The following is a 15,608-nucleotide window of genomic DNA, read 5'->3' as shown; positions in this document are numbered from 1 at the left end:
GGCCAGGGCGGCGGTGAAGGCGGGCAGGCTGAGGTCTTCGGCGAGGATGCCCGCGCCGGCGACGAGGCGGGTGTTCTCGCGCAGGGGGCGCAGCACGACGGGGATGGCGCGGGCCATCGCGTGGGTCACCTTGTTCATGGCGCAGTAGTGGTTGAACTCGATGCCGGGGTCGGGCACCGCCATGGCGTCGATGCCGCGGAAGAACGCGTCCATCTCGGCCGGGCCGATCCATCCCCTGATCCGGATGACGTCCTCGAGGCCGAGTTCGGCGGTGCGGGCGCGGACGGCGGGCAGGGCGGGGCCGTCGCCGGCCAGCTCCACTCGGAAGCCGGTGTGGCCGGCGGCCTTGAGCTGGTGGACGGCTTCCACGAGGTCGACTACGCCGTCCTGTTCGCCGATGACGCCCAGGTAGCCGAGGACGGTGTCAGGGGTCGATGAATCGGCGGGTTCGGCGGGAACAACCGGCGGTGCGTCAGCGGGCTGCGTCGTTCGCTCCACCGGGGCGGTGCGGACGATGACCGCCTCGCGGCCGTACAGCTCCCTGAGACGCTCGGCCTGCTCGACGCTGGGGGTGAACACGGCGTCGGCGGCGGCGACGGTGCGGCGTTCGCAGGCCAGGAAGAACGGGGCGAGCTTGGCGAAGGACGGGCGCGAGGAGGCGAGCAGCGGCACCACGTCGTGCTGGTCGTAGAGGGTGCGCACGCCGCGCCTGCGGGCCCGGCGCAGCAGCGCGAAGGAGAGGTCCGGCGGGTTGCACACCTGCAGCGCGCGCGGGCCGCCGCGCAGGGCGGCCAGGGCTCTGCGCGCCTCGCGGCCGGCCGTGAAGGTGGTCCAGGCCCCCTCGAGGATGGTGGCGAGCCTGCCCTCGCCCTCGAAGGAGCGGAAGCAGCGGATCTCGATGCCCTCGAGCTCGCGCCGCCCTGGTCGGGCGCCGCGGATGGCGGGGCACACGACGCTCACCCGGTAGCCGGCCGCGCGCAGAGCGCGGGCCTCGGCCCAGACCCGGTGGTCGTCGGGGACGGGGAGGTTGAACACGACGATGACCGCTCCCGGGCCCGCCGTCGAGGCGGCGCGGTGCGGGTTCTTGCGCTGGGGCACGGGCTCTCCCGGAGTCCACCCGACACGGGTATTCGAGCTCGATGACGAGGACGGCACCGACGATAACGGCCGGTGCGGATCAAGCGCGCGTCATGTCAGCACTGTGATGATTCCGTGATGTTCCGCAGAGCCTGCGCGCAGTATTGAGGCAGCCCTATCATCGGGGACGAAGGGGAGGGACCCATGTACATCCCGCGTGGTGGCGCGGCGACGACTCCCGCGGTGCGGGAGCAGACGGCACGGGTGCGCGCTGCGCGCGAGCGGGTGCCGCGGAACGTCTACGCGCTGGGCTTCGTCAGCCTGCTGACGGACGTATCGGCCGAGATGATCACCTCGGTCGTCGGCTACTATCTGCTCGTCTATCTCCAGGTCTCCACCATCACGGTGGGGTTCCTGGACGGCCTGTACTCCGCGATCCCGGTGCTGCTCTCGCTCACCGCCGCCTATCTGGCGGACCGCTACCAGCGGCGCAAACTGTTGGCGGGCATCGGGTACGGGCTCTCGGCCGTGAGCAAGCTCGGCTTTCCGGTGGTGGGCCGGTCGGTGTCGGGCCTCGGACTGGTGCAGGGGGCGGACCGGCTCGGCAAGGGGCTGCGCACCGCGCCGCGCGACGCGCTGATCTCGCTCTCCACGCCCGCGTCGATCCAGGGGCGGGCCTTCGGCGTGCACCGGACGATGGACACGGTCGGCGCCTTCCTCGGCCCGCTGATCGCCGTGGTGGCGCTCGGGCTCTCGGTGGCGGCGACGGCGTTCGACGCGGTGTTCGTGGTGAGCTTCTGTATCGCGACGATCGGCCTGCTGGCCCTGCTGCTGCTGGTGGCCGACCATCGCGAGCCGGCCGCCACACCGCGCAAGGTGCCCTTCAGGGCCGCGCTCGGACTGTTGGCGGACAAGGAGTTCCGCCGCGTGTGCCTGGCCGCGACGGTGCTCGGGGTCGCGTGGATCAGCGACACCTTCATCTATCTGGTGATCCAGCAGCGGCTCGCGCTGACCGCGGTGCAGTACGCGCTGCTCGCGGTCGGCACCTCCGGCTCGTATCTACTCCTGGCGGTGCCGGCCGGGCGGATCGCCGACCGGATCGGGCGCTGGCGGGTGTTCCTGTGCGGACATCTGGCGCTGCTGGTCGTGTACCTGCTGCTGGCCGGGCCGTTCGGCGGTCCGGTACTGGTCTGTGTGACGCTCGCGGTGCACGGGTTCTTCTACGCCATGACCGACGGGGTGCTGATGGCCCACGCCGGTCCCATGCTGCCGCGCGAGCTGCGCACGGCCGGGCTCGCCCTGCTGCAGAGCGTGCGCGCGCTCGGGGCCTTCGTGTCCTCGCTGGCCTTCGGATTCGCGTGGTCGGTGATGGGCTCGCGCGAGGTCGTCGGCGGGTACGTCGTGGCTCTGCTGCTCGCCCTCGTGGCGGCGGCGTGCCTGGTCCATCCGGAGAAGGGAACGGTTCCTCGCCCATGAGCTCCTCGTCTGAGCAGGCCGCGCAGGGCGCGCGGCTCGCGCGCTGGCGGATCTGGACGTTCGCGGCCGGCAGTGCGCTGATGCTCGCGGCGGCCGCGGGCTACAGCCTGTACGCGGCGCAGCGGCACACTGCAGAGGTGGCCGCGTCCCCGGCGCACCCGTTCTCCAGCTCGCTTCCGCTGTCCGGGGCGCCGAAGATCCTCTACGTCTTCTCGGCGGTGGGCGGGGACCAGGACCATCTGGCCGAGTCGCCCGCGAGCGGCGTCGGCGCACCCTCGTTCTTCGCGCTCGACTGCGCGCGCGCCTACGCGGCAGGGCAGACGGTGGTGTGCCTGGGTACGAACGGGTCCTTGGTCCAGACGCAGTACGCCGAGGTGTACCGCGACGTCTCCGGCAAGACGACGCTCCTGGACAAGATCGAGCTGCCCGGAATCCCCAGCAGGGCCAGGGTTTCCGCGGACGGGCGGCTGGTGGCCTGGACCGTGTTCGTGAGCGGGGACTCCTACAACGGGCCGCAGTTCTCCACCCGTACCGGTCTGCTCGACCTGAAGACGGGCACGCTCATCCCGAGCCTGGAGACCTTCACCGCCTCGGTCGACGGCAAGCCGTACCATGCCGTGGACATCAACTACTGGGGCATCACGTTCGAGCGCGACGACGAGCACTTCTACGTCACCATGGGCTCGGCCGGGAAGACCTGGCTGATGCTGGGCGACCTGGCCACGCACACGCTGAGCTCGGTGGTCGAGAACGTCGAGTGCCCCTCGCTCTCGCCGGACGGCACCCGCATCGTGTTCAAGAAGCGGGTCTCGGGCAACCTCTCCACCCCGTGGCGGCTCTACGTGCTCGACCTCGCCACGCTCAAGGAGACCCCGCTGGCGGAGACCCGCAGCATCGACGACCAGGCGGCCTGGCTCGACGACGACACGGTGATGTATCAGGTCCCGCAGACCTCGGGCTCCGGGTACGACATCTGGGAGGTGCCGGCCGACGGGACCGGCACACCCAGGATCCTGATCCGCAACGGGTCCTCACCCGACGCCGTCGGCGGGTCCTGACTCCGTCTCCAGTTCGGTGAGCCGGCCGTCGAGCTCGAGGTGCAGGACGCCGGTGCGGGGGCAGCGGAACCGGCCCTCGCCCTCGTCCACCAGCGGCTCGCCGGCCCGCCCGACCCAGCCGATGCGGCGCGCGGGCACGCCCACGACCAGGGCGTGGTCCGGCACGTCGCGCACCACCACGGCGCCGGCGGCCACCAGGGCCCAGCGGCCGATCCGCACCGGTGCGACGCAGACGCTGCGGGCGCCGAGGGAGGCGCCGACGCCGACGCGCACGCCCACGGCCTCCCAGTCGTCCGCGGTCTTGAGCCTGCCCTCGGGGGTCACCGACCGCGGATAGGTGTCGTTGGTGAGCACGACCGCGGGGCCGACGAACGCGCCGTCCTCGAGTTCGGCGGGCTCGTAGATCAACGCCTGGTTCTGGATCTTGACGTTGTCCCCGACCCGCACGCCGGGGCCGAGATAGGCGCCGCGCCCGATCACGCAGTTCGCGCCGACGCTCGCGCCGTGGCGCACGGTGGCCAGGTCCCACACCGTGGTCCCCGGGCCGAGGTCGGCGCCGGGCTCCACGCTCGCGCCCGGCATCACCCGCGGGGCGTTCGCCTGCTCGGCCTGCGCCTGCCCGGTCGGCGGCTGCCGGGTCTGCGTCTGCCGGATCTGCGTCTGCTGAGTGTCCGGCTCAGACGAGGGCATCGACTTCCTCCGTGCTCGTGTTCCGCTCCCACTCGGGCGTGCCCCGCGATCCCTTACGCCGCAGCCGGATCCCGACCGCCACGGCCGCGCCGAAGCCGAGCAGCGCCACGCCGAGCGCGCCGCGCGAACGCGAGCCGCGCAGCCGCAGCGTCGTGGGCGGGGCCAGCGTGTCGTCGGTGATCCGGACCGAGGCGACCACCCCGGCGTCCGCCTGGATCGAGCTCAGGCCGGCGCCGTAGGCCTGGACCAGGATCCCGGCCTCCTGCTGCACCGCGTCGGGATCCGAGCCGGTGACCGTGATCAGCTCGCTGGGCACGCGGTAGGCCGGCGTCTCGCTGGTGCCGTTGTTCCTCGGCGCGACGGCGAACTGGTCGGTCACCCCCAGCGCGCGCAGCGAGGCCGCCTGGGACGCGCTGGTGAGCAGGTCGTCCACGGCGACCCCGACCGCGGCCAGGGACGGGCTGGCGGCGGCGAGCGTGTTGGGCACGCTCGGCTCCTTCGGCGGCACCAGCGCGACCACCGCGCTGGCCTGGTACAGCGGCTTCTCGCGGATGGCGAGATAGCCCACGGCGGCCACGCACAGCAGCACGGCCAGGGCCGCGTACCACCGGGCGCGCACGGCGGTGAGCACCTCTTGGAAGGTCAACTCCGGTCCTCTCTCCCTAAGGACTCCGCGTCGAGCGATCCGGGGACCCGCGGTATCCGCCCCGTCGCCCTGCGTCGGCGGCCAGCGTACCGGCGCACGCGCGGCGCATGGAAGGCGCGCCGCGCGACCGATCTCGCCGGGACGGTGAAATTGTGCTCGACCTCTGACAGACTATGGCGCGTGGGCGTTCGTGCGCCCGCACCCGTTCCTGGGGTGGGCAAGGGGCAAGGTGGACCTCAAGGAACGAATCTCACGACACGCAAGAGCCGTACCGGGACGTCCCGGGTCCAGGAGGGGACGATGAGCCTCGCCGAAATGTGGCGGGTCATACGCAGGCGTTGGTACGTGTTGGTGCCCTCGATCCTGCTCGCGATGGGATTGACGGCGGGCGTGTACACGTCCATGCCCAAGCAGTACCAGTCGAGCGCCATGATGAGCCTGCTCGCGTCGCAGCAGTCGATCAAGGGCACCTCGATCGCACCGGGGACCGCGAACCCGTTCATGAACTTCGACTCCTCGCTCAACGACACGGCCGACTTCCTGGTGCGCCGACTGGCCTCCACCGACGCGGCCCAGGCGCTCTCGACCGAGGGGGTCGCCGGCTACACGGCCGTGCTGGCCGCGAGTCAGGGCCCGTTCATCCAGCTGACGGCGACCGGCACCAGCAAGGCGGACGCGACCGCGGCCATCACGAAGCTGATCTCCTACACCTCGGACCAGCTCGCGCAGCTCCAGCAGCAGCAGGCGGTGCCGGCGCAGGCGATGATCGAGTCCGCGGTGATCGTGCCGGGCAGCCCGCCGGTGGCGCTGACCAAGCGCCGCACCCAGGACACGCTCGGCGCGGGCGCCGGGGCGCTGGCGCTGGCCCTGCTGGCCACCTTCGCCGTGGACGCGCTGGCCGGGCGCCGGCGTCCGGCCCGGCGGCGGGCCGGCGGCGCGCAGGTCGCCGCCGCGGAGCCGCCGACGCCCACCGCGAACGGGTTGAGCGGGGAGACCGAGCCGATCGAGGGCATGCGGGTGCGGCGCCGCTCCGACGTGCCCGGCCAGCTCAACGCCGACCTCGTCAGCGAGCTGATCAGCCCGCTGTCGGAAGTGCGCGACTGAGGCCGTGGCGACCGCGCGTACCCGGGCACACAGCCTCGTCCCGGTCCTCACCGCGTACCTGGTCCTGGTCGAGTTCGTGCCCTCGGGCTGGGTGCTGCCCTCGTTCGGCGACGTGGGCACGCCGGCGAACATCTTCGCCCTGCTCGCGCTGATCTGGTACGCCGCCTCCTGGCTGGCCGGGCGGGTGCGCCCGGCCCCGGGCACCGGCGCGGTCCGGGTGGCCATGTGGGTCTTCGGCGCGGCGATCCTGCTCGCCTATCTCGCCCTGGCCGAGCCCGACCGGCAGGCCGTGGCGCTCGAGACGCAGGCCGCCGACCGCGGCCTGATCGGCTTCGCGGCCTGGTTCGGCGTGGTCGCGATCGCCTCCTCGGGCATCCGCGACTACGCCGAACTCCAGCTGCTGCTGCGCCGGATGGTCGTCTACGGCTCCTTCGTCGGGGGCCTGGGCATCATCGAGTTCTTCGGCTCGGTCGACCTGCTGGCCAAGGTGCACATCCCGGGCCTGCGGCCGAGCAGCCTGACCAGCCAGCTGATGGTGCGCGGCGCCTACGTCCGGCCGTCCTCGAACACCTCGCAGCCGCTCGAGCTCGCCGCGGTGCTCGCCCTGCTGCTGCCGTTCGCGCTGCAGCAGGCCCTGGACCCGGAGCGGGCGGGCTCGAGCTGGTCCCGGCGCTGGGTGCCGGTGTTCTGCATCGGCGGGGCGCTGCCGCTGACGGTCTCGCGCACCTCGATCATCGGGCTCGCCGTCGTGCTCGTGCTGCTGATCCCGACCTGGCCCGCGCAGCGGCGCTGGCCCGCGCTGGGCGTGATCGCGCTCGGCGTCGGGGCGCTGAAGCTGGCCGTGCCCGGCCTGGTCTCCACGACCCTGGGCCTGTTCGCGTCCTTCCTCGGCAACTCCGACGACAGCACCCAGGCCCGCACCGCGGACTACGCCGGGGTGGCGCAGTACATCGAGCAGCGGCCCTGGTTCGGCCGGGGCTACGGCACGTTCATCCCGAGCCTGTACCGGTACACCGACAACATGTACCTGCTCGGGATCGTGGAGATCGGGATCGTGGGCGTGCTGGCGCTGCTCGGCCTCTACCTCACCGGCTGGCGCTGTGCCCGGCTCGGGCGCAGGCTCACGCCGGACCCGGTGCGCCGCGAGCTCGGCCAGTGCTTCGCCGCCGCGACGGCCGCGGCCACGATCCTGAGCGCCACCTTCGACTCGCTCGGCTTCCCGATGTTCGCGGGGCTGTTCTTCCTGCTGCTCGGGCTGTCCGGGGCCTATCTGGGGATCATGCGGCGGGAGGCCGCCGAACGGCGCGCCGGGACGTTCGCCGGACAGACCGCGGCCGCCGAGGCCGAGAGCGCGCTGAGGGAGCCGGTGGCGGCAGGCCGCGGAGTGGGGGACGGCACGTGAAAGTCAGGCCGCGGATCGGGCAACTCCCGACACCGGACCCGAGTCAGCCTCAGCCTCCCGCTCCACCGCAAGATCAGCACACTGCGGCTCCAACGGATCAGAACTCTGAACAGACGACCGACCAGGACGCCGACCTGCACGGCGACGTGCGCCGCGGGGTGCGCTGGTCCCTGGTGAACACGGTCGTCATCCGGATCGGCAACTTCGCCACCGGGGTGGTGCTCGCCCGGGGCCTGCTGGGCCCGCGGGACTGGGGCCTGTACGCGATCGGGCTCGCGGCGCTGGCCGTGCTGCTGTCGGCGAACGAGATGGGCGTGAGCCTGGCGATCGTGCGCTGGGAGGGGGACGTGCGGCGGTTCGCGCCGACCGTGCTGACCCTCTCCACGCTCTCGAGCACCGTGCTCTACGGCGCGCTCTTCCTGGTGGCGCCGCAGACCGCGCGGCTGCTCGGCTCCGCGGACGCGACCGGGGTGCTGCGGGTGCTCGGGCTCGCGGTGATCATCGACGGGATCTCCTGCGTGCCGGCCGGGGTGCTCAACCGCACCTTCGCCCAACGGCGCAGGATGCTGATCGACGCGGCGAACTTCGCGGTCAGCACCGGGATCACGATCGGGCTCGCGGTGGGCGGGTTCGGCGCGATGAGCTTCGCCTGGGGCGCGGTCGCGGGCAACGTGGTGGGCCTGGTCGGCTGCGGGCTGTGCGCGCCCGGGTTCCTGCGGCCCGGCTGGGACCGGGCGCAGGCGAAGGCGCTGATCCGGTTCGGGATGCCGCTGGCCGGGGCGAGCCTGCTGGTGCTGTGCATGCTCAACGTGGACTCGGTGGTGGTCGGCGCGACCCTCGGCCCGGTGGCGCTCGGGCTCTACCAGCTGGCCTTCAACATGTCCGGCTGGCCGGTGCGGGCGGTGTCCGAGGTGGCCCGGCGGGTCTCGTTCGCCGGGTTCTCCCGGCTGGCCGAGACCGGGCGGATCGCCCAGGGCTTCGAGAGCAGCCTCAGCCTGCTGATGACCGCGGCGATGCCGCCGTGCGTGCTGCTGCTCACCCTGGCCAAACCGGCGATCTCCTTCGTCTACGGGCACGAGTGGACCCAGGCCTCGGGCGCGCTGAGCTTCCTGGCGATGCTCGGGGTGCTGCGGGTGGCCTTCGAGCTCTGCTACGACTGCCTGGTCGCGGCCGGGCGTCAGCGTGCCCTGATCCTGGTGCAGGGCTGGTGGCTGGTGGCGCTGATCCCGGTGCTGATCTTCGCCGCGCGCGACCGCGGCATCGCCGGGGTCGGGGCGGGGCACATCCTGGTGGCCGGGCCCCTGGTCACGCCGCTGTACCTGTGGGCGCTCTCCCGCGCGGGCATCAGGCCCCGGGTAGTGCTGCGGGCCTGTCTGCGCCCGCTGCTCGGCGGCGCGGCGATGGCGGCGATCTCGCTGGCCGTGGCCCGCTTCGCCGGACTGCCCATGACGCTGGAGCTGTTCGCCGCGTCCCTGCCCGCGCTGGCCGCGTACGCCCTGATCGTGTGGCCGACGGTGTCACGGCTGCGGGCGGGCAACGGCCGCAGCTCCCCGCGGCATCGATTCGGCCGCGCCCCGGCCCCGGCCGCGATTCCGACCCCGACCGCCTGGGACGTCCCGCAAGGAGAGCCGCAGTGGTGAAGGCACGCGTCAAGAAGGCCCTGCGGGCCCGGTTCGGCTGGCTTCCGCCGTACGAGCTGCGCAACAAGGTACTGCTGGGCCACACCGCGCTGCGCATCCGGCGCTTCGAGAGCGCCGAGGTCAAAAGGCTGCGTGCGCTGCTGCCGCCCGCACCGGACGGCGCCGTGCCGCTGGTGACCACGATCATCCCGACCTACCGGCGGCCGGAGCAGCTGCGCGCGGCGGTGGACTCCGCGCTGGCGCAGACGGTGCGCGCGCACCGGGTCCTCGTGGTCGACGACGGGGCCGGACTGCCGCCGCTGCCCGCGGATCCGCGGCTGGTCGCGCTCAGCCTCTCGCGCAACTGCGCGGTCCTCGGCGTCGTGCGCAACGTCGGCATCCGGCTGGCGGACTCGCGCTACCTGGCGTTCCTCGACGACGACAACACCTGGGCGCCCGAGCACCTGGAGATCACGGTGGCCGCGCTGGAGGCGGATCCGAAGCTGGGCGGCGTCTACACCGCGCTGCGCCGGGTGCTGCCGGACGGCACCGACCACGACGTCATCTCGGAGGGCTTCGACGTGCGCACGGCCAGGGAGCGCGCCTACCTGGACGCGAACGCCTTCGTCGTGCGCACCGCCGCCGGGCTGCGTTTCAGCAGGCTGCGACGGGACCGCGGGGTGCTGCCGCGCGAGGACTGGGCAAGCCTGTATCCCTTCGCCCGCCGCCACCGCGTCGCGCACCTCCCCCGCGGCACCGTGCGCTACCTGGTCAATCCGCAGACCTACTACACCACCTGGGACGCCGGCTCGGACTCCTCCGGCCGCGCGCCCTTGCGCAGCCAGATCCCGCCCGGCAGCTGACCGGCCGCGGCCGGCAGCAGCTCGCGGACGGTGTCCGGCTCGTTCTCCCAGAGCCAGGCGTTGAACAGCTCGACCGTGAACACGCTGTTGTACTGCAGGAAGGCGCGCAGCAGGTAGGACTCGGTCCAGCCGCGGCGCTGGCGCAGCCAGCGCTCGGGGTACTCGAAGGGCCAGAGGATGTCGTGCACGTGCACGAGCACGCCGTCGGCCAGGCGCGGCAGCACGTCGAAGAACAGGAAGTTGACGTCGCTGCCGGCCTTGCTCACGTGCGAGGAGTCGATGAACAGCACGTCCCCTGCGGCCAGCTCGGTGAACACCCGCAGGTCCACCTCCTGCACCGGGCGGGCGATCAGGGTGCACCGCTCCCGGTCGCGGGCGCCGAGCAGGCCGAGCAGCCGCTGCGGGTAGGGCTCGATGAAGGTGAAGGCGACCCCGTCCAGGTGGCGCTCCGCCGTGTCCAGCGCGACCGCGGAGGAGTAGCCGGAGCCGACCTCCACCACGCGGCGCGGCGGACACCGGCGCAGCATCGCGTGGTAGACGGCGGCGTCGCCGAGCCCGTACATGGAGTTGTCCGGGTGGTAGCGCCGGCCCGGGGTCCGGACCGTGGGCAGGTCCGGGAAGTACACCGAGAGCTGTTTGAACAGCATCCGCTGCCCCTCGGCGTTGAGCTCGACGCCGGCCGGCCCCTCGCGCGGCGCCGCCGCCCTCTCCCGGCCCAGGGCGCGCACGGCGCGCGCGGTGTCGGCGCGGCCGGGCACCGGCGAGTAGAAGTGTCCCGGCGGCGCCCAGGGCGGTTCGCGCAGGATCGCGGTCCCCGCCGTCAGCAGGCGTCTGACATGCCCGAGCATGGTGTTCCCCCTTGGATTTAGATTCCGGTTCGCCGCCAGGTGCGCCACCACAGCCGCTCGCGCACGCGGTGCCCGACCGCGGAGAGCACGAGCGGCTGGAGGTAGGGCATGACGCCCGGCCCTATCCGCCGGCGCAGCGCGAGGCCGCGGTACTCCGGCAGGCGGGTGTAGCCGGGCCAGCACTGCTGGGCGAACTCCACGAGTTCCTCGACCGGGACCTGTCGGGTCCGGCCCCGGTCGTAGGCCCGCAGCGCCCGGCGCAGGGCCTGGCGCGCGAGCGTGCGGTGGACGAGCCCGTCGAGCTCGTCCCGGTCCTGGATCTGCTCGGCGCAGCGCGCCAGCACGGCCTCGAAGGCCGCCTTGCGCTGGCGCAGGTCGTCGAGCTGGCCGCCGAAGTCGGTGGTGGACATGTTCGCGCCGTGCACCCGGTAGTACGCCTGGTCCACGCCGCGCAGGTACCCGACGTCCGCGTGCGCGGCCAGGCGCATCCACATCTCGATGTCCCCGGAGTGCGGCAGGCCGGGGTCGTACCCGCCGACCTGCCGCTGCAGCTTCGTGCGCACCACCACCTCCGGGGAGGTGATGCAGCCGTGCCCGCGCTCGAAGTGGCGCCGCAGCCACCACTGCCCGTCCCACACGCTCCAGCCCCTGCCCTCGGTCCTGGCCTCGGGCAGGGGCCCGCCGTGCTGGAAACGCAGCGGATGGCCATAGCAGAACCCGACCTCCGGATGGGCGTCGAGCAGCGCCGCGGCGCGGCTGAGCGCGCCGGGGGTGAGCCGGTCGTCGGCCGAGAGCAGGGCGCAGTAGTCGCCCTCGGCCCACTCGAGCAGACCCTCGTTGTAGGTGGCGATGTGCCCCCGGTTGCGGGGATGCACCAGCACCTGCACGCGCGGGTCGCGCGCCGCGAGCGCCCTGGCCTGATCCGCCGAGTCGTCCGGCGAGGCGTCGTCGATGATCAGGACTCTGACGTCGACGCCGTCCTGGCCGTGCAGCGCGCTGCCGACCGACTCCTCCAGATAGCGGCCGTACTTGTAACAGGGGACGATCACGCTCACCGTGCTCACGCGACGGGTCTTCCTTCCGGTCAGACGTCGAGGGGTTCGATGGTGTAGCGCTTGGGCAGCCGGGTCTCGACGGCCAGCACCACCTGGGGCGAGGCGCCCTGGGCCGGCACCGTGCCGCCGGCCGAGCGCACCGGGGTGAACCCGGCGGCGGTGAAGCTCCAGGAGATCGGCGCGACCGCCTTGCCCGCCACGGACGTGGCGGTGGCCACGGCGTGGTAGGTCTGGCCCGGCACCAGGGGCTGGGCCGGCTTGAACGAGGCGGTGAAGGTGCTCGGGTTGTAGGAGACGGTGCCGGCCACGCCGGTGCCGGCCGCGGATTCGGAGCCCTGGTATCCCTGGTCGGTGGTCACCTTCACGTGCAGGCTCTGCGGCTCGATCGCCTGGGAGAAGCCCACGGTGGCCGGGTAGACGGCGTTCGCGTACGAGCTCGTCGTCGGGGTGATGGTGGAGGTGCCGGTCACCGCCGCGGCGTCCTCGGTGCCGCTGCCGCCGGAGCCGGAGACCTGGGTGCTGAAGTCGGCGTCCACCCAGTAGTTGGTGGAGTTGTAGCTGGTGGTCGGGAACGCCGAGGCGGTCCCGTAGTGGTAGAGCCCGTTGCCGGATCCGGAGACGCTGGCCAGGGCGGTGAGCGGATAGTTCGTGATCGGCGCGGTGAAGTAGGCCGAGTTGGAGGAGTAGTAGCCGGTCGGCGTGAAGTAGGACACGACGTAGGGCGTGTTGGCGGTGATGGCCACCGGGTTGGCGAAGGTCAGCGTCTGCCAGCCGCTCGCGCTCTCCCCGGTGAAGGTGCCGGTCGCCAGCAGGGTGCCGGTGTTCGACCACAGGTTCCCGATGTGCGTGCCGGTGTTCTTCGTGCCCTTATAGAAGCTGACGCCGGTGACGTAGCCGGCCACGGCCGACTGGAAGCGCATGCCGACCTCGACCGCGTGCGAGTCACTGGTGCTCGTGGTCGTCGGCACGGCCGTGCCGTTCCACAGCGAGCAGGGGCAGGTGTAGCTCGGCGGCGTACTCGAGGTGGTGAACTGCCACGTGTACGCCGAGGGCATGGCGTTGCCCCACAGGTCGGTCGCGGTGAGCGAGGCGGTGTAGGTGTCGGCCATGGACAGCTCGCCGGCCGGCTGGAAGGTCACGGTGTGGCCGACCGGGTCGTAGGTGAGCGAGCCCGGGGTGGCCACGCCGTTCTGGTCGGTCAGGGTGAACTTGACCGAGCTCGCGGTCAGGCCCTCGCTCATGGTCGCCGTCAGGGAGCTGTTGACCGGGACGTTCGTGGTGCCGGCGGCCGGGGTGGTCGAGGTGACCGTGGGCGGGGTGGTGCTGCTCACGTTGCCCTGGAAGATCGCGTCCACCCAGTAGTTGCTGGCCTGGTACGCGGTCGTCGGGAACGCGGTGGCGCTGGCGTACTTGTAGACGCCGTCGCCCCCGGACGCGGTGGTGGAAAGGCCCTGGATGGGCGCGATCCCCGCGTTCTGGCTGGCGAAGTAGTTGGAGTCCGCGGAGTAGTGGCCGTTCGGCGCGTAATAGGAGACCACGTACGTGGTGCCGGCGGTCACCGGGATGGGCTGGGCGAAGCTCGCCTGCTGCCATCCGTCGGCGGTCTCGTTGGTGAAGGTGACGCTGCCGAGCAGGGTCCCGGACGAGGTCCACAGCGAGCCGACGTGCGTGCCGGTGTTCGCGTCGGACTTATAAAACTGGACGCCGGTGATCTCGCCGGGCTGGCTCGGCTGGAACTTCATGCCGACGTCGACGGCGTGCGCGTCGCCGCTGTCCGCCTTGGCCGGGGTGAGGGCGTCGGGGAAGACGGAGCAGGGGCACACCGCCGCGGTCACGGTGACCGGGATGCTCGCGGCCGTGCCGATGTTGTCGCTGTCGTCCTCGGCGCGCACCAGGACCGTGGCCGCGCCGGTGGCCAGCGGCGTCCAGCTGTAGGTCCAGTTCCCGAGGCCGGTGGCCGGGTTCCAGGTGGTGCCGCCGTCGGTGGAGACCTCCACCCGCGCCACCACCGCGCCGCTCGCCGCCGTCGCCGTGCCGCTGATGGTCAGCGGGGTCATGGCGGGGGTGGACAGGTTCGGCGTGGGCGTGGCGACGTTGACCGTCGGGCCGGTGGTGACCGCGGACTTGGTCGCGGCCACCAGCCCGGACTGCAGGGTCGAGGGCTGCACGCCCATGTCGGCGAAGAGGTTCACCGTGGCCTGCTCCATCACCGGATCCTCGGTGGTGGTCAGGTCGGCGTGCGTGGTGCCGAGGCCCCAGGCCCACTGCACGGTGGCCGAGCTGAACACGAGCGCGCCGGACTTCGGATCCCGGTACTCGGTCAGGTTGTGCGTGGCGTTGCCGTTGCCGTAGACGTTGCCCCAGTCCTCGCGCAGCGTGCCGTTCGTGATCGCGACCGTGGTCGAGGACAGGTCGATCTCACCCGGTGGCCGGGTGGCGTCGTTGATGTCGGAGTCCCACTCGTAGCCGAGGGTCCCGGTCTGCATGGTGTAGGTCTGGCCGGGCTGGAGCGCGGCGACGGAGGTGTTGCGCCAGAGCCGGTCCTGGCTGAACGGGTAGGACACGGTGATCGAGTCGGCGCGGTATCCGTTGACGTTGAACAGGGTGCCGGTCAGCTGGTTCTCCGGTTTCGCCCCGGTCGCGGCGCCGGCCGGGTCCATCCAGGTGCCGGTCCACTGCCCGCTCGGGTCGGCCACCCCGTCCGGCTGCGGGAACTCCATCTTCGTCATCTTGTACGTGTCCACGGTCCGGTCCGCGGCCCCGTTGGCGATGCTCGGTTGCAGCTGGGTGCGCCAGAACACGTCGTTGCCGCTGAAGAAGGCCAGGTTCACGCCCGCGTCCTTGGCCGCGGTGGCCGCGTCGAACTGCTGCTCGTCCCAGTACTCGTCGTGCCCGGAGGAGACGAACACCTTGTGGTTGAGCAGCAGCGACGGATTCTGGGTGATGTCCACCGAGGACAGGTAGGTCAGGTCGTAGCCGTTGCGCTCCAGGAACTCGATCATCGGGTATTCGGACCCGAAGATGCCGTTCTCGCCGGCGATGTCCATCGGCCGGTTGTAGCTCACGGCGTAGTCGCGCCCGTCCGGCGCGGGTCCGTCGCCCTCGTAGAGGTCGGCCCCGCCCCACATGTTGTAGGCCTGCCAGGTCTGGTCGGAGGTCTGCACGATCATGTCGGAGGTGCTCGAGGGGTTGGTGACCACGAACGGGTAGGGCATCAGGCCCTCGTTGTCGCTCTGGTCGAACTCGGCCAGGTAGACCCCGGAGACGGCGTTCGTCGGCACGGTCCAACTCGAGGTGACGGACCAGTTGCCGCAGTCCACCTCGCCGGTGGAGGCCGAGGTGTCGCAGGCGGGCTGGGTGATCGCCGGGTAGGTCGTGGTCGGCGAGGTCGGCATCAGCCGAGCGCCGTCGCCGCCGTACCAGCCGAGCCGGTAGATCTCCACCTTGTAGGCGACCGGGGAGCTGACCGAGAAGTTGATGGTGCCGCCGAGCGGCACGCTGGTCGCGGTCGGGAATCCCTCGATGTCGCCCCAGGAGCTCGGCGCGTACCAGTCGGACATCGGGGTGCCCGGCTGTGAGTTCTCACAGACGATGGCATTGGAACTCGGCCCGCATGGACCGGTGTCCGCGGACGCCACCTGTGGTGCGGCCACCGTCGCGGCCAGGACCGCGGCCGCGGAGAAGAGGGCAGTACGCGCGCTGCGCGTCCATTGCCGCAGTTTCATGTTCTCGCCTTCCTCGGCGCGGTCCCCCACCAGGAACCGCGCCTG

12 protein-coding genes are annotated in these 15,608 nt (G+C 72.0%); 6 read left to right on the top strand and 6 right to left on the bottom strand.

The genetic code is table 11. The features are described 5' to 3' along the window. Positions 1 to 1,098: glycosyltransferase (locus tag KDL01_RS45290; RefSeq protein WP_212529726.1), on the bottom strand; the 1,098-nt coding region annotated here is incomplete at its 3' end. Between the two features lie 183 nt (positions 1,099 to 1,281). On the opposite strand from KDL01_RS45290, the gene KDL01_RS18320 reads away from it, so the two are divergent. Both KDL01_RS18320 and KDL01_RS18315 read left to right on the top strand, forming a co-directional pair. Then, on the top strand, positions 1,282 to 2,553 hold the full coding sequence (locus tag KDL01_RS18320) for an MFS transporter (protein ID WP_212529725.1): 1,272 nt from the start codon (positions 1,282 to 1,284) through the stop codon (positions 2,551 to 2,553). Continuing rightward, positions 2,550 to 3,611 (top strand): TolB family protein, encoded by a 1,062-nt coding sequence (locus tag KDL01_RS18315; protein WP_212529724.1) that lies wholly within the window; start codon positions 2,550 to 2,552, stop codon positions 3,609 to 3,611. The genes KDL01_RS18320 and KDL01_RS18315 overlap by 4 nt, the downstream gene beginning before the upstream one ends. On the opposite strand, the gene KDL01_RS18310 is transcribed toward KDL01_RS18315, so the two are convergent. After that, entirely contained in the window at positions 3,585 to 4,193 is a 609-nt protein-coding gene (locus KDL01_RS18310; RefSeq protein ID WP_212529731.1) for an acyltransferase, read from the bottom strand. The two genes, KDL01_RS18315 and KDL01_RS18310, sit on opposite strands and share 27 nt — an antisense overlap. Positions 4,194 to 4,287: 94 nt before the next feature. Continuing rightward, a complete protein-coding gene (locus KDL01_RS18305) occupies positions 4,288 to 4,947 on the bottom strand; it encodes a hypothetical protein (protein ID WP_212529723.1) in 660 nt (219 codons plus the stop codon). A gap of 300 nt (positions 4,948 to 5,247) precedes the next feature. Here KDL01_RS18305 and KDL01_RS18300 point away from each other — a divergent pair, with 300 nt between their 5' ends. From KDL01_RS18300 to KDL01_RS18285, 4 genes are read left to right on the top strand one after another with little or no spacing between them, the layout of a single operon-like run. Continuing rightward, entirely contained in the window at positions 5,248 to 6,051 is an 804-nt protein-coding gene (locus KDL01_RS18300) for a YveK family protein (protein WP_212529722.1), read from the top strand. A gap of 4 nt (positions 6,052 to 6,055) precedes the next feature. Further along, positions 6,056 to 7,453 (top strand): O-antigen ligase family protein, encoded by a 1,398-nt coding sequence (locus KDL01_RS45285; protein ID WP_212529721.1) that lies wholly within the window; start codon positions 6,056 to 6,058, stop codon positions 7,451 to 7,453. Continuing rightward, positions 7,450 to 9,093 (top strand): oligosaccharide flippase family protein, encoded by a 1,644-nt coding sequence (locus tag KDL01_RS18290; RefSeq protein ID WP_307846397.1) that lies wholly within the window; start codon positions 7,450 to 7,452, stop codon positions 9,091 to 9,093. The genes KDL01_RS45285 and KDL01_RS18290 overlap by 4 nt, the downstream gene beginning before the upstream one ends. Then, the gene (locus KDL01_RS18285; protein WP_212529720.1) at positions 9,087 to 9,935 is read left to right on the top strand and encodes a glycosyltransferase family 2 protein; all 849 of its coding nucleotides are present in this window, start codon (positions 9,087 to 9,089) and stop codon (positions 9,933 to 9,935) included. Before KDL01_RS18290 ends, KDL01_RS18285 begins: the two co-directional genes overlap by 7 nt. Here the strand turns inward: KDL01_RS18285 and KDL01_RS18280 are convergent. From KDL01_RS18280 to KDL01_RS18270, 3 genes are read right to left on the bottom strand one after another with little or no spacing between them, the layout of a single operon-like run. Continuing rightward, positions 9,860 to 10,783 carry a class I SAM-dependent methyltransferase gene (locus tag KDL01_RS18280; protein WP_212529719.1) on the bottom strand — a complete coding sequence of 308 codons (924 nt, stop codon included), beginning with the start codon at positions 10,781 to 10,783 and terminating at the stop codon, positions 9,860 to 9,862. The genes KDL01_RS18285 and KDL01_RS18280 overlap by 76 nt on opposite strands. A gap of 17 nt (positions 10,784 to 10,800) precedes the next feature. Next, entirely contained in the window at positions 10,801 to 11,847 is a 1,047-nt protein-coding gene (locus KDL01_RS18275; RefSeq protein ID WP_212529718.1) for a glycosyltransferase family 2 protein, read from the bottom strand. Between the two features lie 20 nt (positions 11,848 to 11,867). After that, a complete protein-coding gene (locus KDL01_RS18270) occupies positions 11,868 to 15,563 on the bottom strand; it encodes a DUF4082 domain-containing protein (protein ID WP_212529717.1) in 3,696 nt (1,231 codons plus the stop codon). Positions 15,564 to 15,608 lie beyond the last annotated feature (45 nt).

This window comes from Actinospica durhamensis, assembly GCF_018139695.1.
Taxonomy (GTDB): domain Bacteria; phylum Actinomycetota; class Actinomycetes; order Streptomycetales; family Catenulisporaceae; genus Actinospica; species Actinospica durhamensis.
The sequence above is the reverse complement of the archived record's forward strand: the minus strand, read 5'-3'. Positions and strand labels throughout refer to the sequence as shown.